Origin of the sequence: Paenibacillus sp. FSL R7-0331, from assembly GCF_000758645.1 — a bacterium.
Classification (GTDB): Bacteria; Bacillota; Bacilli; order Paenibacillales; family Paenibacillaceae; genus Paenibacillus_AQ; species Paenibacillus_AQ camerounensis.
Window position 1 is genome coordinate 6,137,967 of the sequence record NZ_CP009284.1, and the last position, 26,221, is coordinate 6,164,187.

General features: G+C 53.9%; 23 protein-coding genes. 4 read left to right on the plus strand and 19 right to left on the minus strand.

Going from position 1 to position 26,221, the window contains the following annotated elements; genetic code table 11:
* Window positions 1-143: 143 nt before the first annotated feature.
* From R70331_RS26715 to deoC, 3 genes are all read right to left on the minus strand, one after another.
* The gene (locus tag R70331_RS26715; RefSeq protein ID WP_042180896.1) at window positions 144-1,436 is read right to left on the minus strand and encodes a homocysteine synthase; all 1,293 of its coding nucleotides are present in this window, start codon (window positions 1,434-1,436) and stop codon (window positions 144-146) included.
* 351 nt (window positions 1,437-1,787) lie between these two features.
* The gene (locus R70331_RS26720) at window positions 1,788-2,309 is read right to left on the minus strand and encodes a GNAT family N-acetyltransferase (RefSeq protein WP_052419233.1); all 522 of its coding nucleotides are present in this window, start codon (window positions 2,307-2,309) and stop codon (window positions 1,788-1,790) included.
* A 105-nt stretch (window positions 2,310-2,414) separates the two neighbouring features.
* A complete protein-coding gene (deoC, locus tag R70331_RS26725) occupies window positions 2,415-3,092 on the minus strand; it encodes a deoxyribose-phosphate aldolase (protein ID WP_042180900.1) in 678 nt (225 codons plus the stop codon).
* A 293-nt stretch (window positions 3,093-3,385) separates the two neighbouring features.
* Between deoC and R70331_RS26730 the strand changes: the two genes are divergently transcribed.
* Entirely contained in the window at window positions 3,386-3,727 is a 342-nt protein-coding gene (locus tag R70331_RS26730; RefSeq protein ID WP_042180902.1) for a hypothetical protein, read from the plus strand.
* A 9-nt stretch (window positions 3,728-3,736) separates the two neighbouring features.
* Window positions 3,737-4,753, plus strand: a complete 1,017-nt coding sequence (locus tag R70331_RS26735; RefSeq protein WP_042180903.1) for a ketoacyl-ACP synthase III — start codon at window positions 3,737-3,739, stop codon at window positions 4,751-4,753.
* A gap of 94 nt (window positions 4,754-4,847) precedes the next feature.
* Here R70331_RS26735 and R70331_RS26740 read toward each other — a convergent pair whose 3' ends face one another.
* From R70331_RS26740 to R70331_RS26770, 6 genes are all read right to left on the minus strand, one after another.
* Window positions 4,848-5,726 (minus strand): hypothetical protein, encoded by an 879-nt coding sequence (locus R70331_RS26740; RefSeq protein ID WP_156131203.1) that lies wholly within the window; start codon window positions 5,724-5,726, stop codon window positions 4,848-4,850.
* 187 nt (window positions 5,727-5,913) lie between these two features.
* Window positions 5,914-7,374 (minus strand): SulP family inorganic anion transporter, encoded by a 1,461-nt coding sequence (locus tag R70331_RS26750; protein WP_081947895.1) that lies wholly within the window; start codon window positions 7,372-7,374, stop codon window positions 5,914-5,916.
* Window positions 7,375-7,564: 190 nt separating this feature from the next.
* Window positions 7,565-8,641, minus strand: coding sequence for a bifunctional 3-deoxy-7-phosphoheptulonate synthase/chorismate mutase (locus R70331_RS26755; RefSeq protein ID WP_042180909.1), 1,077 nt, complete (start codon window positions 8,639-8,641; stop codon window positions 7,565-7,567).
* A gap of 486 nt (window positions 8,642-9,127) precedes the next feature.
* Window positions 9,128-11,428, minus strand: coding sequence for a PAS domain-containing hybrid sensor histidine kinase/response regulator (locus R70331_RS26760; RefSeq protein WP_052419234.1), 2,301 nt, complete (start codon window positions 11,426-11,428; stop codon window positions 9,128-9,130).
* A 232-nt stretch (window positions 11,429-11,660) separates the two neighbouring features.
* Complete coding sequence (locus tag R70331_RS26765) at window positions 11,661-12,059, minus strand: response regulator (protein WP_042180911.1); 399 nt, start codon at window positions 12,057-12,059, stop codon at window positions 11,661-11,663.
* A 138-nt stretch (window positions 12,060-12,197) separates the two neighbouring features.
* Window positions 12,198-12,872: a Na-translocating system protein MpsC family protein gene (locus R70331_RS26770; protein ID WP_042180913.1), complete on the minus strand. Its 675-nt coding sequence runs from the start codon at window positions 12,870-12,872 to the stop codon at window positions 12,198-12,200.
* Window positions 12,873-13,076: 204 nt separating this feature from the next.
* On the opposite strand from R70331_RS26770, the gene R70331_RS26775 reads away from it, so the two are divergent.
* The gene (locus R70331_RS26775; RefSeq protein ID WP_042180915.1) at window positions 13,077-13,625 is read left to right on the plus strand and encodes a glutathione peroxidase; all 549 of its coding nucleotides are present in this window, start codon (window positions 13,077-13,079) and stop codon (window positions 13,623-13,625) included.
* Between the two features lie 202 nt (window positions 13,626-13,827).
* On the opposite strand, the gene R70331_RS26780 is transcribed toward R70331_RS26775, so the two are convergent.
* The 9 genes from R70331_RS26780 to R70331_RS26820 all read right to left on the minus strand — a co-directional run bounded on the left by R70331_RS26780 (window position 13,828) and on the right by R70331_RS26820 (window position 23,800).
* A complete protein-coding gene (locus R70331_RS26780) occupies window positions 13,828-14,172 on the minus strand; it encodes a 4Fe-4S dicluster domain-containing protein (protein WP_042180916.1) in 345 nt (114 codons plus the stop codon).
* Complete coding sequence (locus R70331_RS26785) at window positions 14,169-15,773, minus strand: FAD-dependent oxidoreductase (protein WP_042180918.1); 1,605 nt, start codon at window positions 15,771-15,773, stop codon at window positions 14,169-14,171. Before R70331_RS26785 ends, R70331_RS26780 begins: the two co-directional genes overlap by 4 nt.
* A gap of 760 nt (window positions 15,774-16,533) precedes the next feature.
* Window positions 16,534-17,598 carry an ABC transporter substrate-binding protein gene (locus R70331_RS26790; protein ID WP_052419235.1) on the minus strand — a complete coding sequence of 355 codons (1,065 nt, stop codon included), beginning with the start codon at window positions 17,596-17,598 and terminating at the stop codon, window positions 16,534-16,536.
* An 87-nt stretch (window positions 17,599-17,685) separates the two neighbouring features.
* Window positions 17,686-18,018, minus strand: coding sequence for a 4Fe-4S dicluster domain-containing protein (locus R70331_RS26795; protein ID WP_042180920.1), 333 nt, complete (start codon window positions 18,016-18,018; stop codon window positions 17,686-17,688).
* Window positions 18,015-19,625 carry an FAD-dependent oxidoreductase gene (locus R70331_RS26800; protein WP_042180922.1) on the minus strand — a complete coding sequence of 537 codons (1,611 nt, stop codon included), beginning with the start codon at window positions 19,623-19,625 and terminating at the stop codon, window positions 18,015-18,017. The genes R70331_RS26795 and R70331_RS26800 overlap by 4 nt, the downstream gene beginning before the upstream one ends.
* 24 nt (window positions 19,626-19,649) lie before the next feature.
* Window positions 19,650-20,537, minus strand: a complete 888-nt coding sequence (locus R70331_RS26805; protein WP_052419236.1) for an ABC transporter permease — start codon at window positions 20,535-20,537, stop codon at window positions 19,650-19,652.
* 14 nt (window positions 20,538-20,551) lie between these two features.
* The gene (locus R70331_RS26810) at window positions 20,552-21,364 is read right to left on the minus strand and encodes an ABC transporter permease (RefSeq protein WP_042180924.1); all 813 of its coding nucleotides are present in this window, start codon (window positions 21,362-21,364) and stop codon (window positions 20,552-20,554) included.
* A gap of 115 nt (window positions 21,365-21,479) precedes the next feature.
* On the minus strand, window positions 21,480-22,256 hold the full coding sequence (locus R70331_RS26815) for an ABC transporter ATP-binding protein (protein ID WP_042180926.1): 777 nt from the start codon (window positions 22,254-22,256) through the stop codon (window positions 21,480-21,482).
* 224 nt (window positions 22,257-22,480) lie between these two features.
* Window positions 22,481-23,800 carry a PQQ-binding-like beta-propeller repeat protein gene (locus R70331_RS26820; RefSeq protein WP_042180928.1) on the minus strand — a complete coding sequence of 440 codons (1,320 nt, stop codon included), beginning with the start codon at window positions 23,798-23,800 and terminating at the stop codon, window positions 22,481-22,483.
* Window positions 23,801-24,070: 270 nt separating this feature from the next.
* On the opposite strand from R70331_RS26820, the gene R70331_RS26825 reads away from it, so the two are divergent.
* Window positions 24,071-25,183: an LLM class flavin-dependent oxidoreductase gene (locus R70331_RS26825; RefSeq protein WP_042180930.1), complete on the plus strand. Its 1,113-nt coding sequence runs from the start codon at window positions 24,071-24,073 to the stop codon at window positions 25,181-25,183.
* Window positions 25,184-25,286: 103 nt separating this feature from the next.
* Here the strand turns inward: R70331_RS26825 and R70331_RS26830 are convergent, their stop codons facing one another.
* Window positions 25,287-26,153 (minus strand): helix-turn-helix domain-containing protein, encoded by an 867-nt coding sequence (locus R70331_RS26830; protein WP_042180933.1) that lies wholly within the window; start codon window positions 26,151-26,153, stop codon window positions 25,287-25,289.
* Window positions 26,154-26,221 lie beyond the last annotated feature (68 nt).

Sequence of the window (26,221 nt, forward strand, 5' to 3'; positions counted from 1 at the left end):
GGAAAATCTCCTTGTAACAACGGCAGCCGTTAGAACCAGCAGAGACGCAGATGCTTCTAACACCTTACACGCCTTATCTGCTTTCAGACGCCGCCCCTGTAGAACAAGAGCAGGATCATGTCATCGCATATTGGCTGTTGTGCTTATTGCTGGCTTGCGGCAATCGCCTGCTGCAGATCATGCAGGATATCATCGATTGATTCGGTGCCGATGGACAGGCGCAAAAGCTCAGGCTTAACGCCTGCAGCCGCCTGCTCTTCAGCCGATAACTGCTGGTGCGTAGTACTCGCAGGATGAATAATCAGCGACTTGGAATCGCCGACATTAGCCAGATGGGAGAACAGCTTCACATTCTCGATCAGCTTAACCCCGGCGTCAGCCCCGCCCTTAATGCCGAAGGTTAGGATGGCTCCTTGGCCTTTTGGAAGATATTTCTGCGCAAGCTTATAAGAAGGGTGACTCGGCAGGCCGGCATAGCTGACCCACTCTACATCTTCATGGCTCTCCAGGAACTGCGCCACCTTGAGCGCATTCTGGCTATGGCGTTCCAGCCGCAGATGCAGCGTTTCCAGTCCCTGCAGCAGCAGCCAGGAGTTGAACGGCGAAATCGCTGCCCCCAGGTCGCGCAGCAGCTGAACACGGGCTTTGATAATATAAGCAATCGGTCCAAGCGCTTCCGTGTAGACCAGACCGTGATAGCTCGGGTCCGGCTCGGTCAGGCCAGGGAACTTACCGCTTGCCTTCCAGTCAAACTTACCCCCGTCAACGATAATCCCCCCGATGGACGTGCCGTGTCCGCCGATAAATTTGGTAGCCGAATGGACTACGATATCCGCTCCGTGCTCAATTGGACGCAGCAGGTACGGGCTAGGGAAGGTATTGTCGACAATCAGCGGAATACCGTGCTCATGGGCAATCGCTGCCACTGCCTCAATATCCAGTACATTGCCCTGCGGATTGCCGATAGTTTCAGCATAAAGCGCCTTTGTCTTATCCGTAATAGCGGCGCGGAAATTCTCCGGGTTATCCGAATCTACAAAATTCACTTTAATTCCCAGCTTAGGCAGAGTGGTTGAGAACAAATTATACGTCCCGCCGTACAGGCTTGCCGAGGATACAACCTCATCGCCTGCACCGGCAATATTTAATATAGAGAAGGAAATAGCCGCCTGGCCGGAAGCTGTCGCCAGTGCCCCTGCCCCGCCTTCAAGTGCCGCGATCCGCTGCTCGAATACATCGGTAGTCGGATTCATCAGACGCGTATAAATATTGCCGAATTCCTTCAGCGCAAACAGGTTCGCAGCATGCTCGGCATCCCGGAAGCCATAAGAGGTAGTCTGATACAGCGGTACAGCACGCGATAATGTGGTAGGGTCAATCTCCTGGCCGGCATGAACAGCCAAAGTTTCGAACGACAGCTTGCGGTCTTCTGACATTGGTATTTCCTCCCCTGTGATCATCAATGGAAAACATTCTCATTTAAGAATTGTAACTATTCTCTCACAAATGATGTCATTTGGGAAGCAAAAAATCATATTAATCCGGTGTGTTTTATTATATTTGTAAAAAATCCCTTCTAACGGTGCTCTTCACTCCAGATTAGCCTAAACCCGCACAAAAGTACACGCTTACATTTTATTTCGAATCCACTCCTTCTGCCAGCCGCTCATTAGCCGGTTCGACACAATTCCCTGCAAGCTCCCCCGCTCACTCCACTGCCTGCCTACAGCTTACCTCCCTGCTACACAGGCCCATTCCGTCCAGGCAATCCGCCAGTAAAAATCCTGCTACTCTCCAGCCTCCGGCTTCGGCAAAAAATAATACACCAGTCCGTCCACCAGCTCCTCCTTATGCTGAAACCCGAGCCTCTCCAGCAGCCTGGCAGAGCGTTCATTAGCCGGATCGGCGGTTGCTTCTATCAGCTCCAGCCCCATATCTCCGAAGCCAAACCGGATAACCGGAGAGATAGCCTCAGTCATAAGCCCACGGCCCCACCAGCCGCTGGACAGATCATAGCCGATTTCCGCCCTGGACTGTTCTCCGGTTACCCAGCAGTGATACCCCAAGGTTCCCGCCAGCTGTCCGGTAGCTTTGTCAAAAATCCCCCAGCGGCAGCCGGGATCCTCTGTGTGAAACCGGATAATCTCTGACGCCTCAGCGAGTTCTTTGCAAGGGGGAATGTCCATGTACCGCGTAACCTCTTCATCCGCAAAATGCCGGAATACCGCTGTGCTGTCGCTTTCTTGTAACACCCGTATGTATAAACGCTCCGTCTCCAGCTCCGGAAAAGCAAACTTCTCCTCCATCATTCTTCCTCCTGTTCAACTCTAAGTTACCGTCCGCAATATACAAAAAAGCAGGAGAACACAATCATTCAATGTTCTCCTGCTTGTCCTGCCTATAAAATCATTTGGTTAGTAGCTGCTCTGGCTCTGCTCGCCTTTGGCAATGGCTACGCCGCCGCTGGTACCGATCCGGGTTGCTCCTGCACCGATCATGATCAGCGCGTCTTCGCTGCTGCGTACGCCGCCGGAAGCTTTAACGCCGATGTCAGGACCTACGGTAGCACGCATCAATGCGATATCTTCCTTCGTTGCTCCGCCTGTGGAGAAGCCGGTCGAAGTCTTCACAAAGTCTGCACCGGCTTCTACAGCAAGCTTGCAGGCGCGTACCTTTTCTTCTTCGCTCAAAAGGCAGGTCTCGATAATAACCTTGGTCAGCGCTTTACCGCGTGCCGCCTCAACCACAGCCGCGATATCACGGCGCACCAGCTCGTTGTCCCCGTCTTTTAACGCACCGATGTTAATAACCATGTCCACTTCTCCGGCACCATTAGCAATGGCATTGGTTGTTTCAAAGGCTTTGGTCTCCGGAGTTGAAGCGCCCAGCGGGAAGCCGATAACGGTACATACTTTGACTTCCGGGGTGTCCTTCAGCACTTCATGGGCTGCTGCCACCCATGCCGGGTTAACGCAGACAGATGCAAATTTGTAGGTTTTGGCTTCTTCCGCCAGCTTGATAATATCATCCTTACGGGCATCCGCTTTAAGAAGCGTATGATCTATGATCCGGGATATTGTGTTGTCACTCATTGTTAATTCCTCCATGGCTGCAGATATTTATAGACGTTCTCATACCTTGTAATCATACCAATAGTCGCCTGCTTTGGAAAGCTTAACGGCTGCGGCTCCTTATAAATACGCTTACCTGCTTACCTTGACCGAGATAACAATCCCTATTTATAAATATAAAAAAGTGAATAGGTTAAATATGAAAAATATCCCTTTTAAAAAAATCAACAATCGTTATAATGGATTCGTATCCTTATTAAGACAAAGATTTGCTTTTATTAACATTTTCCGAGGAGAAGGAGAGGTTTAGAAAGATGGGAAGCTTTAACTTTGCAAACAATACCGCAGAATCCATTCTAAACGTTCAGGTCGAAGGAACCATGTCAGAGGAGGATGCCGGAAGATTTATCCAGGAATACAATGAGATTGTGAGCAGGTTCGATCCAGCCAAATACGATATTGTACTGGATTGCACTGGCCTGAATGTCTCCACTTCCGATGTGCTGCCTATGCTGGAGCAGTGCTATCTTTTGTATCAGCAGTCCGGCTTTAAGAAAGTGGTCTTTACCATCACCAAGAGCCCTATTCTCAAAATGCAGCTCAGCCGGGTAGCCCGCAGTACCAAACTCGAAAATTACGAAATTATCGAAGTGTAGGTGACGCTCATGGAACATACCGGAGACAATATCAGAATTCGCACTGCCGCTTATTATCATCCGCAGCACGTGGTAGACAATGATTATTACTTGGAGCACTTTGCCGCCCTCGGCAAGGATATCAAGAGGTTTCTGGAAGTCATGGGCCGTGAGCAACGATACATTATTAATAACAGTCATGAGAATGCGCTGACCATGGGGTATGAGGCTGCGGCCAAGGCGCTTGCGGATGCCGGACTGCAGGGTGAGGATCTCGATATGATCGTATTCGCCTCGCAGACACCGGAATATACCTATCCGACGAATGCCCTGCTGCTGCATCACCGGCTCGGCGGCAAGCACCGCACGGTTACGCTGGATTCCAATGCCAACTGCGCCGGAATGGTAACCGCTGTGGAGCAGGCCAGCCGGTACATGCAGGCTAACCGCAGCGTCCGCTATGCGCTGATTGTCGGCAGCGACTACAGCTCCATTAACTGCAGGACAGACGATGAGATTACATACGCCAACTTCGGGGATGCCGCAGCTGCCGTTATTCTGGAGCGGACCCCTGAGGCTCCCGGCTTCATAGATTCGCTGTATTATACTGATTCCGCGATTTGGGAGGGTATTACTTTCCCGGCGTGCGGGCTGTCGGGCATCTATCGTGACGGCCTGACGCCCGAGGATTTCAAGCTGCGCTGGATTCCTTTTGACGGCTCGGTATGTGTAGATGCAGCCATTCATGACATCAAGGAGCTGCTGAACCGCCACGGCCTGGCTGCTGAAGATGTTTCCGCGTTCTGCCTGTCCCAGTTTTCACTGAAAAATATGGAGCTGATCCGTGAAGGGCTTGGCCTGGAAGCAGAGGAAAATGACGAAAGGTTCGTTTATGTGGGCGGTGAGTTCGGCTATACGGCCACGAGCAGCCCGTTTATCGCCTTTCAGCGCGGAGTGGAAGAAGGCAGGATTCAGCGCGGAGATTATATTATCTTCTGGTCTGTTGGAGCAGGCTGGCAGATTCCTACAATGCTCTACCAATACTAGTACAGGCTGGCTGACGAGCCTGTGCAGTGAGGTCCGGCATCATCAAGAGCCTTCCCCCGGTTAAGGACCGGCGGGTAAGGCTCTCTTTTTTTATCTAAGGGTGCTGCCGTGTTAGGCCTTCCGGGGTAAACCGGTATTCCGTGACCTCTGATTCGCCGAGATCAGAGGCTTCAAAGATCAGATCCTCTCTCAGTACCACGGAATCCGCCTGCAGAGCATCATTTATATACGCCTCCTCTGCGTACCCGTCATGCCAGCGGTACACATAGGCAGTCATCGGCGTACCGTGGGCTGATATCACTTCAGCAGTTCCATCACGGTCAATATCTGCTTCACGGGTATGTCCGGTGTCCACCAGCAAAATCCCCGCCGGTACTCCCGCTTCATCTATCTTGTAGTAACTGCTAAGTGCTAAATTGGCACCCAGTCCTCCGGTAATTTTTAGTATCCGGCTGTTAAAAGCAGATACTCCAGCTGCCGACAGATCCTCCGGCTTACGGTAATTGTAGGTACCGACTGAGCCAAGGCTGTAATGGGCTGTGGCTGTACCTAGGTCAGCATACACATAATCCTCATCTCCCGGAAGCGTATAAAAGGTAATGGCAATTCCGGCGGTGAAATCCTCCAGCCGCTCCACTGAAACTGTCACTGCGTCTGCGGGAATGCCTGACCATGCCTCAGCCTGCGGCAGCCGCTTCACTACCTGCCAGTCCGGCATGATTACGCCCGCCTGACCGGAAGCTGTTATGCTTCCGGCTGAGGACGGCGGTGCGGACGAAACAGATGGTGCGGCAGCAGGAACGGACGGTGTACCGGGAGCAGCTGGAGCGGTTAAAGCAACAGTTGCTGCGGATGAAGCAACAGGAGCTTCTTCCGTGTTAGTGCCGCTGCCGGAGAAGCCGCAGCCTGCCGTGAGCAGGAGCAGTGAGGCGGCAAACAGTACCGCCGGTTTGGTAGTCAGTATAACTCTCATCGGTTAGCACCTCAGCTTTTCTGGGAACTCATACCTAAAAGTATAGTCAGTTCCTTGCGTTTAGAGGTAACTTTATAGACGCCAGCCGATTAAAATGTTGTTGCATTTCCGGCTGTCACAATCACCGCGCATAAAAAACAGCCTTCTCCGCAGAGAAAGCTGTAATTTCTATTTAATATTAACTCCGTTAAGCATGTCCGCCGGACAAGCCAAGCCCGATCCGGTCAATGAGCTGTGTGCTTTGCTCATTTAATCCGGTGACGGTTACTTTTTTACCGAGCGCCTTATATTTGCTGATTACTTTAGCAATGGCACCGGCGCCGGACTGATCCCATACATGTGAATGGGCAAAGTCGATGATAATCTGCTGAGGGTCACCCTCATAGTTGAATTCATGGACAAAATGGCTTGTGGTTCCAAAGAACAGCTGCCCCGCCACTGTATACGTAACGGCGGCCTCCCCGGAGGTACGAGTATTCAGGCTGATCGAAGCCATTTTCCAGGCAAAGGATACTGCGCTGAGCAGCACGCCGAACAGAACGCCGATTGACAAATTATCTGTTGCTACCACCGTGACTACCGTCACAATCATAACCATGGCATCCGCACGCGGAACCCGGATCAGCGAGGTTAAGGAGCTCCATTCAAAGGTGCTGATACAGACCATGATCATGACACCTACCAGCGCCCCCATCGGAATCTGCTTCACCACATCCCCGAGTACAAGAATCAGGATCAGCAGGAACACGCCGGATACAAAGGTGGACAGGCGGGTCCGCCCGCCGGATTTCATGTTGACCATGGACTGGCCGATCATTGCACAGCCTGCCATCCCGCCGAAGAAGCCGGTAACGATATTCGCCAGGCCCTGGCCTTTAGCTTCACGGTTCTTGTCACTCGGAGTGCCTGTAATATCGTCGATCAGTGTTGCCGTCATGAGCGACTCCAGCAGCCCCACTACAGCAAGCGATAAGGAATACGGCAGAATAGTCAGCAGCATGTCCAGCGTAAGCGGCAGCTGCGGGAGATGGAACAACGGCAGAGCCGATGTAATCTCGCCCATATCCCCGACCCGGTTCACATCAAGGTCAAGCACGATGCTCAGCACCGATACGATAATAATGGCGACAAGTGCCGAGGGTACAGCCTTCGTGAAGCGCGGAATCGTGTATATGATGACCAGGGTAAGGGCCACCAGGGCATACATGATCCAGCCCTGTCCCTTAAAGTGCACCAGCTGCGCCATAAAGATCAGAATAGCCAGCGCGTTGACGAAGCCGGTCATGACCGGCTGCGGCAGGAAGGTGATAAATCTGCCGAGCTTCAGCAGGCCCATCAGAATCTGAAAGATTCCGCAGAGGATCGTTGCTGCGAACAGATACTCGATGCCGTGATTCAGCACCAGGCTGCCGACCAGCAGCGCCATCGCCCCGGTCGCCGCCGAGATCATTCCCGGACGGCCTCCGGCAATTGCGGTAATCACCGCAATGCAAAAAGAGGCGTATAAGCCGACCATCGGGCTGACTCCGGCCAGAATGGAAAAAGCGATCGCTTCCGGAATCAGCGCAATTGCCACCGTCATACCGGACAGAATATCACTGCGGGTGTTGGAGAACCAACCATTATTCAATTGTGTGTGCTTCAAAATGCAGCTTCCTCCTGTGTCTGATAAGGTATAGGAGCATCCCGAAGATGCTCCGGTCCGGTGCAACGCCAATGCTATTCATTGTACCCGACAGCCTTAACAGCCACAAAAGCCACACCTGCACTTGTAAGCGCTTGTTTCTATTTATTTCTCTACATTTCTTCTATTTACTCAAAAATCCGGTTTATTTAATTTAACGGAACAGGCCGGAAGCCTTAACCTCACTGAAGAAGGTATTGAACTCCTCAATGTTCAGCTGCTGTGCTGCATCGGAGAGCGCAGTAGCCGGGTCAGGATGCACTTCAACCATGATACCGTCAGCACCGGCAGCAAGCGCAGCCTTCGCACAGGGGATCAGGATATCCTTGCGTCCGGTGGAGTGGGTAACATCCACCAGTACCGGCAGATGGCTCTCCTGCTTGAGAATCGGCACTGCCGAGATGTCCAGCGTATTGCGCGTCCATTTCTCGTACGTGCGGATGCCGCGCTCGATCAGCATTACCTGCATATTGCCGCGTGACATGATGTATTCTGCTGCATGGAGGAATTCCTCCATTGTTGCTGCCAGACCGCGCTTCAGCAGCACCGGCTTGTTCAGCTCGCCGGCGGCTTTGAGCAGCTCGAAGTTCTGCATGTTACGTGCGCCGATCTGGATAATATCCACATAATCCAGCGCCGGCTCCAGATGGGCCGGATCAACAATTTCACTGATTGTCAGCAGGCCGTATTCGTCGGCAGCTTCACGGAGGATACGCAGTCCGTCCATGCCGAGCCCCTGGAAATCATACGGTGAGGTCCGGGGCTTGAAGGCGCCGCCGCGCATAACCTTGATTCCGGCTTTCTGTAGGGCAGCGGCAACGGTGCGGGTCTGCTGTTCACTTTCAACAGAGCAGGGACCGGCAACCATTACAGAGGACAGGCCGCCAATTGCGACATCTCCCGGCAGGACGATAACCGTGTCCGCTTTGTGGGTTTTCCGGCTGACGAGCAGGCTTTTCTTATGCTCGGCGGATTGCAGATCCAGAGAAGCAGCGAAAATCTGTTTGAAGAGGCTGCGGATTGTTCCCGCGGTGAAAGGTCCTTTGTTGCTCGCTACAAGCTTCTCCAGCATCGCTTTTTCACGTTCCGGATCGAACTTCGGTACGCCCTGCTTTTCTTTAACCACTCCAATTTCCTGTACAACCTGTGCACGCTCCGAGATCAGCTCCAGCAGCTGTCCGTTGATCTCGTCCAGGCGCGCTCTCAGTTCATCCAATTCCACATTCGTCATTTACCTTCCACTCCCTCTTGAATAATATTTAACATTTATGAACGCAAAAAGGCCCCCCGTCGCAAGGGACGAGGAGCCGTGGTACCACCCTTATTTAGAGACTAGCCCAAATGCATGGCAGAGGAAACGGAATAGCCTTTCCCCAGACCTGAACTAACTCTGTCTTACACCCGGTAACGCGGGGCGCGGACCCTCCTACGCATAAATGCTGCAGCAGATACTTCAGGGGCCGGCTCGGAAGTGAACTTCGGCGCTAAACGTCTCATGAGGGTGCTCTCAGTCTCCGGCACGCCTTCCCTGTTAAGATCCGCTTGCAGCGCTTACTCTCTTCGTCATTGCCTGTATAGCTATATCGGCGCGTCTTATGCGCCGGTTTCTGCTATCTTAATCAAAATGCTTATGGGATGCAAGGGCTTATTGCACCGCTCTGCAGCTTTATCGCAATAAATTAACACTCAAGACCCATATAGAAGCTTTTTGCCGGGCTTATTCCCGTTCAACCAGATATTTTGAACCCTCTGCATTACTGAAAAATCTGGCGATCAGGTTCGTGACAGCCTCACTGCGCAGCGGCTTGCTGATATATTCATCCATTCCCGCCTCAAGGCAGTGCTCCCGGTCTCCCTTAAGCGCATTCGCTGTAACTGCAATAATGACCGGCTGACGCTCAGGAGAAAGCGTCTGTCTGATTATTCTGGTAGCCTCCAGCCCGTTCATTCCGGGCATCTGCACATCCATAAATATAAGATCATAAGCTGCTGCTTCTGCCATCTGTACTACCTGCAGGCCATCAGCTACAACCTCAACGGAAAAGCCCCGCTTCTCCAGAATTTTACGCAGGACGATCTGATTAATCTCGTTATCCTCCGCAACCAGAATCCGCAGAACCCGGCTCACCTGGCCTGAACCAGCAGATATTGCGCCGCCCTGCGCAGCTGGCAGTCCGCTTGGCAGACGCAGCTTAACTGTGAATTCAAACGCGGCCCCCTGCTGCACGGCGGTATTCAGACTGATGGTTCCCCCCATCAGCTCAACCAGCTGTCTGGCAATTGCCAGTCCCAGTCCGGTCCCCTCATGCCTGTGGCCCATAGAATGATCCAGCTGGACAAACGGCTCAAACAGCCTGCCCCGGGAATGCTCAGGGATGCCTATGCCGGTATCCGCTACGGTAAAGTGCAGTTTGACCTTTCCTTCCTGCTGTTCCAGGAGGGAGACCCTGACCGTGACCCCGCCGCTGTAAGTAAATTTCACTGCGTTGCCCACCAGGTTAAACAGCACCTGCTTCAGCCGCTCACTGTCTCCGATTAAAGTCCCCGGTACATCCGGGTGGATATGGACCGCCATGGACAATCCCTTCATTTCTGCTTTGCGCAGCAACAGCTCAAGCACGGAGTCTAAGCAGTCTTTAAGCACAAAAGACTGCTCGTGGAGCTCTGTTTTGCCTGCTTCGTTCTTGGAGAAATCCAGAATATCGTTAATGATACTCAGAAGAGTATCGCCGCTCTGCCGGATAATTTCCAGATACTCGCGCTGCATCGAGCCCTGCTCACTCATATCAAGCAGCAGGTCCGTCATTCCGAGCACGCCGTTCATCGGAGTACGGATTTCGTGGCTCATCATCGCCAGGAACTCACTTTTGGCCCGGTTTGTACTCTCCGCCGTCTCCTTGGCGATCAGCAGCTTCTTCTGTTCGGTAATATCCTTAACAATAATATAGAATCCTACCTTGGCTTTATTAATGATAATCGGTGCAACCGAAGTCAGCACTTCGACAGTGTGGCCGTCTTTATGCCGGATAAAGTCGTTATTCCGCTGCCCGCCGTGATCCGCTCCGTTATATCTGAGCACAGCCTGCAGATGCTGCTCCCCGATAATCCTGCCTGCATTCATTCCCGCCAGCTCAGGAATGGTATGACCTGTCAGCTGGCAGGCCTGCTCATTGCCGTTGATAATAGTCCCTGAAAGATCCAGAGAGATAATCGCATCATGGTTGTATTTTTTCAGCGAGGTATAGCGCTCTATCGATTCCTGCAGCTTCTGTTCAACATTTTTGCGTTCGGTGATGTCACGTCCTACAGCGAGTACGCCCGGGTACTTCTGCCCCTCTAATGAACGCAGCGTAAATTCAAGCCACACATAATGCCCGCCGGCATGAAGAATCCGCAGCTGTATGCTCTGTACGTCCTCTGTTTGCGGACCGCTGAGCACGATAAGATCCTCGGGATGAATAAGACTGCTTATATCACTGCCTATCAGCTCTGCAGGCTCATAACCCAGCACCTCCCGGACAGACGGTGAGCAGTACCCGCACACCTGATCCGGTGTCGCGTAATACAGGATGTCCCTGATATTGACCGCAATCAGCCGGTAGAGCTCGTCCTCCGGGACATAGCCGGCAGGCACAGCCGGTTCCTCTTGCTGCTCCGTTAGTTGAATGACATAAAACAGCGCAGCCCCATTGGATGGATCTCGTATAAGCGAGCTGTGCAGATGCAGCGGGACAAGCTCTCCCAGCGCATGAAGCATCCGGACTCTGCTTTCAAAAAAGGGAACCCCGCTTGTGTTCAGAGCTCCCGTATGCCCGCTATATAACTCCACAGAATCATTCGATAAAAGCTCCCTGAAATCTTGCCCCAGCAGCTGCTCTTCCGTGTACCCCAGCAGTGAGGTTACTTCCGGACTAATGCTTGTCCAGTTGTGCTCAAGAGAGAGAAAGGCTGCTCCGACAGTACCCGCCTGATACGCTTGCCCAAAGGAGGAAAGCGCTTCTGGATGATGTCTGACCATCTGATCCACCGCCCGTTTGTGGAGTATTAAAAGCAAAGAAATTAATTAAAATCTGTAATATTAATATCTTGCATCTACGGGCGAAAGTCAAATGCTGCCAGCAGGAAAAAAACACCACTTTCAAGCGCAAAAAGTCGCTGCACAGCGAATACCATTCTTTTTCTGACAAACCGGTCTTTAGACGGAGCTCTCCCCAGTTCTCCATCTCTAATAATCTCGCTTAAACCTTGGCCTAGTCTGTAGAAGGATCACCTGCTAACATTTTTTTAACGGTATCCGTAAAGACTTTGACCTGAAAAGGTTTGGTAATATAAGCGGCAAAGCCGATGTTCATGGCCTGTTCAATATCTGAACGCAGCGCAAACGCACTGATCGCCATAACCGGTATATGCCGGGTATCCTCACTGCCTTTCAGCCGTTCTATGGCCTCGTAGCCGTTCATACCGGGCAAGCCGATGTCCAGAATAATCAGATCGGGCAGCCGGCGGGCTGCAATCTCCAGTCCCTGTTCCGCTGTTTCGGCTTTCAGCAGCAATACGGAGGGCAGATTTTTTTTGAAGATATGATGCATCAGAGCCATATTCAGCTCATTATCTTCTACATACAGCACACTCTGCTGATACTCCTCCATTTGCCTGATCCCCCCCAATGTTCACGGTCGCCGAATTTCCTGAAAAAAGAAAAAGCCGAAGAGAGGGTCCTATCACCCCTTCTTCGGCTCATGTTCGGCTCATTCGCATGTCCGACTCATTTCCGCCCCATATGTTATTTAGTGAAACGTATATGCAATCACACTTGTATCCTTATCAAAATCCCAATCCACATAAATGTCAGACAGCTCCTTGCCCAGCATTGGCGCAATGGTCGTAGTGTCTTCCAGATAACGTTTTTCCATTTTGCGTTTCGTTGTCTTGAGTGTATTCTCATAGCCGAGGCCAATCAGTTCCTTCTCCAAAGGAATCAGAATGCCTTCACGCTTAATGATCAGAATACGCGGCCCCAGCCACCAGGAGTCGGTGAACACGGGTTCCTTCTGCACCTTCCGGCTAACTTCGTTGATCTGGGCATGAACGTGCTCACGTCCGGCATAATCATCGACAGCCACTCCGGCGTTTTTGATAAGTGCAACAATCATCCCGGAAGCATTATGTATACCCCAGTCATAAAATATTTCACTGACCTCAATAGCCATCGTATCCTTCAGGTAAGCCGAAAGCTCAGGAAGCAGGGATTTCATCAAGAGCTCGCGCGTATAGCGGAATGCCTGCTCTTCTTCTTTGTTCAGCAGAAATCTCTCAACAGGCCCGATGAAATTCCGGATATGCAGTGCGATGCACTGTTCTCCGATGGAAGCATGGATAGACTCGGGACCTTTTCCGAAACGTTCTCTAAGCAGTCTACCTGTAAAACTGGAAAGTTGGCTAGTAAGTTCTGTAGTGCTCATAAATTTCCTCCAGCAATATATTCTTTGTCATACCCGGGGAGATGCTCTGCCTGCTGAAGAAACGGTTCGTTCATCTTAGTATAATCTCAACAGCCTGCTTCGTACATAAAAAAAATAATCAGATCGTTTGACAGCAAAGTTTAAGTTGCATACAATTAAATTGTCATAAATAAATTATGCGTCACAGGGAGGCTGAAGCTGCCAATGAGTATCCATAAATATACTGCCCGTAATATCCGCGGAAAAGAAACAAGCCTCGAACAATATAAAGGAAACGTACTGCTGATCGTGAATACCGCCAGCAAATGCGGGTTCACTCCGCAATATTCCGACCTGCAAAAGCTGTATGAGAAATTCCAGGACCGCGGCTTCCAGATTCTCGGCTTTCCCAGCAACCAGTTTGGGGAGGAACCCGGCACAAACGAAGAGGTTGACGTGTTCTGCCAGATTAACTATGGTGTCAGCTTTCCCCTGTTTGAAAAGATTGATGTCAAAGGCCCCGGTAAACATCCTTTGTTCAGCTACCTGACCTCTGAGGCTGGCTTTGCCGGCTTCGACCAGGATCACTCCGGCAGCCGGCTGCTGCAGAAGATGCTTGAGGAACGCGATCCCGCTTCCCTGGCCGACGATGAAGTGAAATGGAATTTCACCAAGTTCCTGATTGACCGTGACGGCCATGTGGTGAAGCGCTTTGAATCTCCTGTTGATCCGCTGGATATTGAGCCGGCTGTTGAAGCGCTGCTGCAGGAATAGCTTTACCGGAATTGCTTCAAAAGAACAGTAATGTTGAAAACAGTAAAGTTAAGAACAGTAATGAAAAAGACAAACTTCAAAAGGGTGTCCCAAAGCCGCAGAATGAACTGGCTTACGGAACACCCTTTTTTAATGGCCAAACTGCTGCAGCCGTTGGTCAAAGCTGGCATTGGCCGGACAAGCCTCCAGCCCTGCACTCCTCTTATTTACTGCGGAAGGTCTCGGTGAACACCTCAAAAAAAGGCGTCGTATCCCGCTCCGCCATGGTGTCCTCCGCCCCCGGATTCCAGCCGATCTCGGCCCGCCAGCTGCCGAGCAGCCCTGAGGCGATCAGCTCCTGTTCATCTACCTGAACAGACTTCTCTGCTTGCGGCGCTACGTAAAGCGCGTCCACGGGACAATAGGCCTCGCACATGAAGCAGGTCTGGCAATCCTCCTGGCGGGCAATCACAGCAAGCTTGCCCTGCATGTCAAAGACATTGACCGGACATACCTTCACGCACAGCCTGCAGCCGATGCAGCGGTCCGTGCTTACCAGTTCGATCATATGGCCCGCTCCTCTCTGGGTGCCGGCAGCTCACTGGCGTGCGGCACACTTTCCGTGCTGATGCTGATCCGGTCGATGCCCGACAGAATCAGCCGGTGGGTCTGGCGCGGGTCCAGCGCCGGATATTCCGCAAGCCGCTGCAGCCCCCGGCTCTCCTTGCGGGCGAGCGCAGCGGTGTAGATCCAGCGGCCGGCCTGCAGCATGGCCGCCGCTTCGCGGGACTGCACGATGCCCTGTACCGTGGCCGGCGGGCGGCCGGTGATATAGGGCATCAGGCTATCCAGCCGCTGCAGCGCTGCGGCTACCACGGGCTCGCTGCGGAAGTAATTGATCCGCAGCGGCAGGATTTCCTGCTGGACCGCCGCAATCAGCGGCTTCGGGTCCAGCGTCCCGCTTGCCGAGGCGCCGCCGGCAAGCCCCATGCGGCCGGCGGCGCGGAGCTGCCGGCTGCCGGCCAGGCACGGCTGCGACAGCGCGTGCCGGGCTGCTCCAAGGCCAGCCCAGCTGCCGCTGCAGATGGCCCAGGAGGCGTTGTAGGCGCCGCCGCCGGAGATGGCGCCGGTGACCTTCTCGCGGGAGGCGGCATCTCCCGCGGCATACAGGCCCGGCACCGTGGTGCTGCAGTCGGTGCCGGTCAGGCGCAGGCCGCCCGTGCCGCGCATCGTGCCTTCATAGCGGAGCGTGAGCGGGAATTTATCCTTGAACGGATTAATTCCCGCCCGCTCCAGCGGCATGAAAAAGATCGGATGGGCGCTGCGCAGGAACTGCTGCTTCGCCTCTGTATCCGCCAGATCCAGCGAGGCATAGACCGGCCCCTTCAGCATCAGCTCCGGGATGCTGCCGAAGGTGCGGTCGCCGCGGTGCAGCGGATTCCCGGCCTGATCATACAGCGTCGCCCAGGCCAGCATCCGTCCGCGCGTCACCGTGCCGTCCGCGAAGCTCGGGGCATATTGCCGGGTGAACTCCATTCCCGACAGGTCTGCCCCTATTTCAGCAGACATCAGCAGGCCTTCTCCGGTCAGTACATTGCAGCCCAGGCCTTTGCTGAGAAAGGCGCAGCCGCCGGTAGCGATAACCACCGCGTTCGCCCGTACTTCCCAGGCCTCCCCGGTCAGCCGGTTAATGCCGCGGGCTCCCCCGGCACCGTGCTCATCATGCAGCAGCTCCAGCGCCGGAGACTGGTCCCAGATCTTCACTCCCGCCTTGCGCACAACACGCCGCATAATCTTCATATACTCCGGCCCGTGCAGATGGGTGCGCAGCGGGTTCCCATCCTCATCCTTCGGAAAAGGGTAGCCCCACTCCTCAATCTGCTCTAGATTCTGCTCCACCTGATCCAGCACCCGGTGAATCCAGCTGTTCTCCGACAGGTAGCCGCCTGCCTGCAGTCTGGACCGGACTGCCGCATCACGCAGCTCCGCTAACGGCGGAATCACCAGCAGCGTAGTCCCGCCCGGTGCTGTAGCACCGCTTGTCCCCAGGTAACCTTTATCGGCAAGTATGACCTTCGCGCCTTGCGAGGCCGCATTCCATGCCGCCCATGCCCCGGCCGGACCGCCTCCCAGCACAAGCACATCTGTTGTTATCTGCTGCTGCGGCATTGTATTCCTCCTTAAATGTGTGCTAGCTCTCGCTGTATGGCCTTCGCAGCCCTGATTTGATTGTAAACACTCCAATGCACAGTTGGGATAAATGTGGTTTAGTATCGATAAGGTTGAGGGTATTGCCGAAAGAATGAGTTAGCGCAAAAAGGTTGCTTAAGAGTGAACGGGCGAGCACGTGTACAAATTGATGTAACAGTAAACGGGTGCGCGTATGTTAAAGAGAAAGTAACGATACGGAGTTTCCGGGTATACTACTATGCTACAAAGGTTAATATTGAAGTGGTAATTAGCTTCTTCTTCACAGCAGATCGCCTCGCAGGCGTACGCTCATCTATTTAAGTGGAAATTCGCCACCTATTCTCCTTCCACACTCAGATATGTGAGCATTAGTGGGAAAAATGCCAACTAAATGCGCCTAATATACTCAAAAAGGGCATATAGACCGAATTAGGCAGACTTTTTCCAACTAATCATCATATTTTCCTAAAAATAATGAAATTAGGAGGAGGAAATCCAATTAAGTTAGTAGGAACACCTGCCGGATCATCTATTTATCCCGTTTGGCGTTCCTGCGCCCCGGCTCTCCCCCGCCCGCCTTCAGTTTAGCTGCTCACTATATTCCTGTCGCGGACGCTGCCGGAAGGAACTCTTACCGTCCCCTCCAGATACAGTCCGTTCCTCAGCCGCAGTCTAATGCTTTTCACCGCTGCAGGCTTGTTTACGCATAAGCCACTAAGCTCCTCCCGCCGCTTGAACGTTACTGAAGCTGCCAGTCGCTGATATTGAAATCTTTTTTGGCCAGCTTTTCTTCGACCAGGAAGTTCTTGGTGCCCTCCAGCAGCTTGGTGCCTTCTTCGGTAAAGGCAGTATCCTTAATATCGCTGATCGGATTTACCTGTTTGGCCAGCTCCGGCGTGGTATTACCGATTTCGGCGAGGAATTCGTAATACTCATCTTCATGCTGCTTGAGGTCAGCCAGCGCTTTTTCACGCGCCTCATTCCATACCTTCGGGAAGTCCGGGAATTTCTCCAGATAATCCTCCGAGACAACAGTAGCGCTGGAGCCCAGCAGGTCCGGATGCTTCGAGGCATCGTCAAGGTGGGTATAGCCTTCATCAATCAGCTTCAAAGCCGGAACGCCGAGGTTGGTGGTCGCATCGACATCCCCTCTGGCGAGTGCTGCGGTCGCATCAGGAATCAGCATGTGCACCAGCTTATAATCGGTTACCCCCTCCTGCTGCAGCAAGCCTACAACATAACGGTGCATGAAGGAGCCTTTCTGGATAGCAATGGTCTTGCCCTGCAGATCCTTAACGGTCTTCGGGCCGTCCTTTTTACCGATCAGATAGCCTACAGTGTGGGCCGAGGATTGCGAGATCAGGCGGGTTTTGGCGCCGGAAGCGTAAGCGATAATGGCCGGGGTATCCCCAAGGCTGCCAAAATCAAGCCGGCCGCTGATCAGCGACTCCGTCTGGTCCGGTCCGTTCGGGAAGCCGGTCAGCTTCACTTCGGTGATGCCGTATTTCTTAAGCTCCTCCTGAATGATTCCCTTATAAAAGCCCCAGCCCTCCGCGCCGCCCGGCACATTCAGCTTATTGGAGCCGATAAAGCCGAAATTCAGTACAGCCGGCGCAGTGGCCGCTGCTGTCTCGCCGCCAGCAGCATCCGCAGTATTATTACCGCCCGCTGCCGAGGCTCCGTTGCCGGAGCCGGCATTATTGCCGCAGGCCTGCAATACCAGCATAATCATGACCAGGCTTGCGAGCAGCACCCCGCGTGCCCCTTTTTTCCGTCCGCCTTGAATCTCTCTGTACGTTTTCATTAATGTTGTTCTCCCCTCGGTCTGTTATCTGATAATTGCTGTTTCTTTACAAGAAGCTTCCGCAGCCGCTCCCGGCTGCCGGACTTTCTAGAACCCGGCTCTGGCCGCCAGTTTATACATAAAGTCATGGCTTGCCACCGGCTGTCTGCCTCTGCCCCAGCCTACCTTTTCCCTGTACCCGCCGAGCAGCCCCTGCTCTTCCAGCTCCGCCTCGGTCACACCGATAACCGTTTCGGAATCAGGTGCGACATATAGCGCATCGGCAGGGCAATACAGCTCGCACATGAAGCAGGTCTGGCAATCGCTCTGCCGGGCGATGACGGGAATTCCGTCTTCTATCCGGTCGAATACATTCGTCGGGCAGACGGATACACACTGGTTACACTCTACACACCTGGCAGCGCTGATGACTTCAATCACAGTAGTACACTCTCCTTCGCAACTTCCTCTGTCTTCACCCATACCTGATCCAGCCCGCCGCTGATCAGCCGGTGATGCTGGCTGTTGTCCGTCTCCTTGTAATCCTCGCGTTTATGCATGCCTCTCGTCTCTGTCCGGGCCAATGCGGAGCTGTACATCCAGCGGGCGGTCGCTGTCATCGCTTCCGCTTCGCGGGCCTTCACCCCTTCTGGTGTACGCTGGATTTCCCGGCTGCGCTGCTCCTTCCACAACCCGTCCAGGCGGCCAAGCGAGGTATTCAGTCCCTGCTCCGTACGGAACAGGTTAATGTCGTACGGCTTGACTTCGTCCTGCACAGCCGAGACGAACTCTGCTGTACGCGCCGCCGTTCCCGGCTTCACCTGCTGGTCAACCAGCGGCGAAGAGGATAGCCCGCGCGGCTTACGGTCGGCCGCGTGCCGCCCCAGTCCGGCGGCATAAGCAGCTGCGCCTTCTCCGGCAAAGGAACCGGAGGACATGGCCCAGGCGGCATTATGGCTGCCGCCGCCGGTGAAGCCGCCGCAGATCAGCTCGCGGGTTGCCGCGTCTCCTGCTGCATACAGGCCCGGAACGCCGGTACCGCAGTCCTCATCCGTTATGCGGATGCCGCCGGTGCCGCGTACCGTGCCTTCCAGCCGCAGCGTGACCGGGAAAGCATCCTTAAACGGATTAATACCCCGGCGGTCAAACGGCAGGAAGAAATTTGTCTGGGCAACCCGCAGCAGCGGCTGCAGATCCTCAGAAGCACCATCAAGCTTCGCATATACCTGGCGGCCGGCCAGCAGATTGCGGGCGATGACTGAACGGCCTTTTTTGGACCCGGCCCCCTCTACCACGCTGCCGTCTTCATAATAGAAGCTGGCATAGCTGTAATAGGCGGTCTTGGTCACGGAGGAGAAGGTCGGGCAGATCGCATAGGCATTGGAGAATTCCATGCCCGACAGGCTGGCCCCGGCCTCAGCGGCGAACAGATAGCCGTCACCGGTCAGCACATTGCAGCCCAGTGCCCTGCTGAGGAAAGCACAGCCCCCGGTCGCGATGACCACCGCTCCCGCCTGGACACTCCAGCCCTCTCCGCTCTGGGTCTGCACGCCGGTAGCCCCGGCAACACCGTGCTCATCGGCCAGCAGCTCAAGCGCCGGGCTGTGATCGAGGATCTTCACTCCTGCCTTCTTGACCAGCCTGCGCATCAGCCGCATGTATTCCGGCCCCTGCAGGCTCCGGCGGTACTGGTTGCCGTGCTCATCCAGCGGGAACGGGTATCCGGAAACACCCAGCCGGTTCATATTCTCATAAGTGCGGTCCAGCACCCGGTCCATCCAGCGGTGCTCAGCCAGCTTGCCGCCCATGGAGTAGCGGCTGGCCTTGGCTTCCTCACGCAGCTTGTCATCCGGCTGTACATACCACACTCCGGTGCCTGACGGCGCAGTTGCTCCGCTGGAGCCGCAGTAGCCTTTATCGGCCAGAATAACCTTCGCGCCCTTTGCCGCTGCCGTAAGTGCAGCCCAAGTGCCTGCCGGACCTCCTCCGATTACCAGCACATCCGCCTGCAGATTCAATGTCCCTATATGTCCTATAGAAAGATTCATTTACCTTCAGCCCCCTTGATATAATTAGCCCTGATAGCTGTCCCGCCAGTGCAGCAGCTTACGTTCGATGACACGGAATAAGGAATCAATCAGCTTACCGACAATGGCAAAAATAATGATGCCTACAAAGATGACCTCTGTATCGGAGTTCTGCTTGGCCTCGTTAATCAGGAAGCCTACCCCGGAAGAAGAGCCGATCAGTTCAGCAACGACCAGGCCGATCCAGGCTACGGCCATTGAGAGCCGCAGCCCCAGCAGAATACCGGGCAGCGCAGCCGGAAGAATCAGGCGGCGCAGCTTCTGCAGCGGCCCGAAGCCAAGCACTCTGGCTACCTCGAACAGCTTGTTATCCACGCTACGGATACCCATAAAAGTGTTAATATACAGCGGGAAGAAGGCGCCGCTCAGAATAATAGCTACCTTCGACACCTCGCCAAAGCCGAACCAGAGAATAATCAGCGGGGCAATGGCGAGATGCGGAACCAGCCGCAGCACCTGAACGCTGGGGTCAAGCAGATACTCCGCTTTGCGGAACAATCCGGTCAGTACGCCAAGCAGCAGGCCAAGAACTCCGCCGATTACATATCCTAGGCCTGCCCGGCCGATGCTGACACCGAGGTGATGGAGCAGCTCGCCGCTGGCCGCAAGTCCGGCAAAGGCCGACAGAATAGACAAGGGCGTAGGCAAAAACTCCGGCGGGATCCAGCCTGCACTACCGCCGAGCTGCCATAGCGCAATGACTGCCACCGGTATGGCAGCTCCGGCTGCCCAATCGGACAGAAGATGCTTTGTCCGGTCAGAATACACCCTTTTCTGCTTGTTAGAAGCAGAGATAGGTGCTGTTCCGGTGTAATCATGTGCCTCCCTTACCGTTTTTGCTGATTTCACAATCATTTCTGCCCCGTTGCTCATGCTGTACATTCCTCCTATCCTTGATAGCTGTCCTTCCATCTCAGCAGCCGCCGTTCAATCAGGCGGACAGCCGTATCGCTAAGCAGCCCGGCTACGGCAAACACAATAATTCCGACGAAGACTACAGGCGTATCGGCAAACTGGCGGGCATCCGACATCATGTAGCCGATACCCGAGGTCGATGCAATCAGCTCAGCCACAACCAGCCCCAGCCAGGACAATCCCAGCGACAGGCGTACACCGAGCATAATATTCGGCACTGCCGCCGGCAGCACCAGCCTCAGCACCTGCTGCAGCTTGCTGAAGCCAAGCACCTTCGATACTTCAAACAGCTTATTGTCTGTGCCGCGGATTCCCATGAAGGTGTTGATATACACCGGGAAGAACGCGCCTTTGGCGATCAGCAGCACTTTGGATTCCTCGCCGATCCCGAACCAGAGGATGAACAGCGGCACCACCGCCAGACTCGGAATCATCCGTATCATCTGAAGCGACGGGTCCAGCAGGCGCTCCGATCTGCGGAACAGTCCGACCAGAATACCCAGCAGCAGCCCCAGTCCCCCGCCGAGCAGAAATCCGGAGAAGGCCCGCACTGCACTGACCCGGAAATGGCTCCACAAATCTCCGCTTGCTGCCAGCGCAATAAAAGATTGGGCTATAGTATAAGGAGTCGGAAACAGCATCTCCGACAACATTCCGTAATGGCCGAGCAGCTGCCACGAGACCAGCAGGCTTCCCGGCAGCAGCAGGCCGAGTCCGGCAATAACCGCTTTTCCGGGCCTGCCGGGTCTGCCGGCTCTTCCTGCGGTCACAGCCTGGTTGCTCATATAAACGCCTCCTCAATGCTTATAGTTAATAATTCTCATAGTTTAAGTCGGATATATAGCAGCAACAATTCCTAACTCCGCTCTTTTCAACGCCTGCCGAAAACCAGGAGAATCTCTAGATACCCGCCCCGTCCGTCAATTCCAGCTCCTCCACCTTCTCAAAATAATTAAGCACCCTGAGCCGCAGCTCCTGAAAGGAGGTGGTTGTCTTTTTGCGCGGATAAGGCAGGTCCACCGGTACGATTTTGCGGATTTTGCCAGGCCGCGGCTCCAGAATAACTACCCTGCCCCCCAGAAACACTGCTTCATCAATATCATGCGTTACAAAAATCATCGTTGTCCGGTTCTTCCGCCAGATATCCAGCAGCACCGTCTGCATGTGGGCCCGGGTAAAGGCGTCCAGCGCCCCAAACGGCTCATCCAGCAGCAGAATCTTCGGATTCCGCAGCAGCGCCCGGGCAATCGCTACCCGCTGGGCCATCCCTCCCGAGAGCTCACGGGGATAGGCTTTTTCAAAGCCGGTCAGCTTCACCAGCTCAATCAGCTCATCCACCTTCTGGCGGATATCGGGCCGGCTGAGCGGCAGATCCGAAGCAATGTTCTTCTCAACGGTAAGCCATGGAAACAGCCGGTGCTCCTGAAAAATAAACCCTTTGTCGATTCCCGGACCGCCGATTGCCTTCCCTTCCAGGGTCACACTTCCGGTATAGCCGGTGTCCAGGCCGGCGACGATGCGCAGCAGCGTGCTTTTGCCGCATCCGCTCGGGCCAATTACGGTGATAAATTCGCCCTGCTGCACATCGAGATTCACCTCATGCAGCGCTTTAACCTGGCCTCCGGCGGTGTCAAAGCTTTTGTTCAGCTGCGCAATGGACAGCATTACTTCTCCCATCTCTGCTCCTCCTTCTGGTGTGTGGGCTGACCTATTGTTCAGCTGGTCCTTTTATTGCAATAAAAAAACAGAGGGACCTCGCGCTGGATAGCACGGGCACCTCTGTCTGTACAGTCGGCCAATGTAATTCAAAGTAAAAAAATTTGAATTTGTGCATTTAAAATATCACCTATCTGCAGGTCTGTCAACAAAAAGACACAATATATTTTGATAAAAGAGTCAGCCTATTTAGTCATCTTGAGTGCAGCCGGCTCTTTAATCGCTGTGATCTTCCCCTTGCTCTGGACCAGGATCATCCCGTTTTCCAGCAGGGTAGGGCCAAAGGCTTTGCCTGAGGTTTTAAGCTGCAGCACCTGGGCTCCAGTAAGCAGATTGACTGCTACCAGCTGACCGTCTGCCTTGGCAATATACATGCCGTGTCCAAGCAGGTCGAAGCGGGCAATTGATGCACCGCCGTAATAGGATACGCCTTGGCGGTTGGCTGTTTTGACCCCGTACACAGTCTCTCCATCACTGAAAAGAATTCTTCCGTCATACGGGCCTGCAGCATACATCAGGTCTTTTCCGCCGCCCGCAGCTGAATAGGTTGTTTTGGCTGCCTTGGCCGGATCTGCGTCTGCCGGATAGGAGTACACGGTATTCCCCTGGTTAATGTACAGCTGATTACCGCTGATCCAGGCTTGTCCGCTGCTGCTGAGCGCTTCGTCCGGATTGATATTTTCAGGATTATACTCCGCTGTGCCAAGCACCTTCCCTGTCCTTGCATCCAAAGTATCTAGCGTAGGCAGCGCGACCATTTGCAGCAGATTGGATGTCCGCGGTGAGATCAGTGTCCCTTTTCCGGCGGCAACAGGCATGGAGTAATTCCCTGCTTCCCACAGCTGTTTGCCGGTCTTCCGGTCAAAAGCACGCAGCACATCGTACGAATATGCCCCGGATACCGTATCTTCGGCGAGCACAAGCTCACCCTGGACCTGAACAGCCTGCCACAGCGGTTCGCTGTAATTATCCTTCCACTGCAGCTTGCCTGTCTGCAGATTATAAGCCTGAATATCACTATTGACGGCAAACAGCTGACCCTGGTCAATCAGCAGCTGCCGCGGATTTTTGCTCGGGGCCGAGGAGCTCCACAGGTTCTTGCCGGTGGCTGCAGTTACAGCATAGATTGTGCCTGTCTGCGAGCTTGCATAGATCACACCATTCTCATACAGCAGCGGGGCACTTAGCTTCGCTCCGTATTTCCAGATCCTTTTGCCGGTCTGCGCATTCAGTGCAAGCAGCTGGCCCTGCTGGATAAAATAAACCTTACCTCCCCCGGTTACAGCAGATCCGCGGCCGATTGCCGTTTCATCAGCCTGTACATCCATTGCGCTGGACCAGACCGTTACTGCAGCAGGCGGCTCAGCCAGATTCCCCGTAAAATTATTGTATATGTAGGAATGGTGAGGATCAGCTACTGCCGACTCTGCATTACCTCCGGCAGCCAGCAGACTGATTCCAATCAGTGCGGCTAACGCCCCGGTTCTGAACTTCATTTTCCCCATAATATAAATGCCTCCTGTAAAAAGAATGCAAACTATTTCTATTATATTCCATACACACTCTTTTTCCTGTATGAATCTTTTTAAATATCAACACACTAAATTCAAGTGCTCATGCATCTGACTTGGCAGCATACAGCCGCTAATGCGCTTACACAAAGAAACATTTACTCATAAACTTACATTTTGTAAGTTGTTGTGCTATAATAATCCCTATCCTATGTACAACGGACAAGCAGAACAACTATTTTGAGATATAAGGAGTCTCTATTTATGACTAATACCAATAATGTGAAGCCGGACAACGCTCCGGCATTTGAGTTCGGCATCTATACATTAGGCGATCTGGTCACCGACTGTCACACCGGACAGCGGATCAGCCCGCAGCAGCGGCTGCATGAGGTAATTGAGGCAGCCAAGCTTGCCGATGAGGCGGGGCTTGATGTCTTCGGCGTGGGTGAGCATCACCGGCTGGACTTTGTCATCTCCTCCATGCCGGTTGTGCTTGCTGCCATTGCCCAGGTGACCAAGCGGATTAAGCTGACCAGTGCGACCACTGTGCTAAGTACGGCTGATCCGGTACGGATCTTCGAGGACTTCGCCACGCTGGACCTGTTGTCCGGCGGCCGGGCGGAGATTATTAACGGGCGCGGCGCTTTTCTGGAATCCTTCCCGCTGTTCGGATACGATCTGGAGGATTATAAGAAGCTGTTCGCCGAGAATTTGGAGCTGCTGCTGGAGCTGAATAAGCATGAGGTCGTAAGCTGGAACGGCTCCTTCCGCTCACCGCTGAAGAATGCGGAGATTGCCCCGCGTCCCCTGCAGCCGAAGCTCCCGCTCTGGGTCGGCATCGGCGGCTCGCCTGAAAGCGCTGAGCAAGCCGGACGGCTGGGCATCGGCATGGCCATTGCCATCCTCAGCGGCAGCCCGGAGCCGTTCCAGAACCTCGCTGCGACCTACCGCCGCAGCGGGGCAGAAGCCGGACATGCAGCTGAAGACCTGAAGATTGCCATCACCAGCCACGGCTACATCGCCAAAACCTCACAGCAGGCGGTCGATGAATACTACCCTTACTATTACAGCTACCGCAACGCCATCAGCCCGCATGCCGGGCAGGAATACCGGGTATCCCGCGGCGATTTCGGCCGCTTCGTCTCTCCGGTCAATACGCTGGCTGTCGGCAGCCCGCAGCAGATTATCGAGAAGATCCTCTACCAGCATGAGCTGTTCGGCCATAACCGCTTCATGACCCAGCTCGATATCGGCGGTCTTCCATACAGCAAAGTGGCTACTGCCATCGAGCTGCTCGCTACAGAGGTCGCTCCGGTTGTCCGCCGGGAGATTGCCAAGAAAACAAGCGTTGCGCCATCGTCCGCTGAGCTTTAATTTCGGGCCAGGCCAATTCTACAATAAACCTGCGAACAAGCTGCGCTGTCCTATTACATGGACGCGCAGCTTGTCTGCGTTAACGGGACTGTTCAGCAGCGGCTTACAGCCTTTCCCCCAGATGCCCGCGGCATGCCTTGAGCAGAGCCTGATAGCTGTCCTCGAACTCAAGCTGCCTGAGGATGTTCAGGTAGCCCCTCAGCTCCGCCGGACTCTCCTTCTGCTTCAGACAGAGCAGTGTGAGCTCATAGTAGATCAGCGTGACAATTTTGTCGTAGAGCAGATGGGTTTTATCTGCTAACGGCAGCGCTTTTTGCAGAAACAGCAGGCTCTGCTCATAATTGTGCTCCTTCAGGCACCGGATCGAAAGGTTCTGCAGCAGATGCTGCTGGACCGTTCTGCTCTCGGGAAAGGAGTTGTATCTGTCAAATTCCTTTGTCCCCCTGAGGCCGAAAAAAACCGCATCGCTGCTGCTAAGCGTGAACAAAAAGTTATTAAGCAGCTTGAATTCGTACAGGTACCATTTATCCACGCCGAGCAAATAAGGCTTGATGTAATCCGCGATCTCCTGCAGTGTTGTCACTTCATCCGCATGCCCGTACTGAACCAGAACACCTTGCCCGAGCAGGTACAGGTGGTAGTACGCTTCAGTCTGCGTGGATTCATACATCAACCGGCACTCCCGGCTGACCTCCCTGACCAGGGCAAAGTCGTAGCGGTTCCCCGCTTCCGTCAGCTTCAGATGCAGGGTCCGCTTCACCTGCGGAGCATTGTCCTGATGCAGAAACAGCAGCTCCTCCAGCGACATTTCCAGCTTATCCAGCAGCAGAATCAGCTTGTCGTAGCCCGGATAATAATGCCCGCCTTCAAAGCGCGAGAGGTTGGATCGGCTCATGATGTCCCTTGCCAGCACCGCCTGGTTCATTCCCTTGGACCTGCGGATCTGCCCGATCGTCCGGCCAAGAATCATTGCTCCTCTCCTCCGTTTCCCTGTGTGAGTATCCAGCACATTTTGCTAAGCTATTTTTTATTGTATGC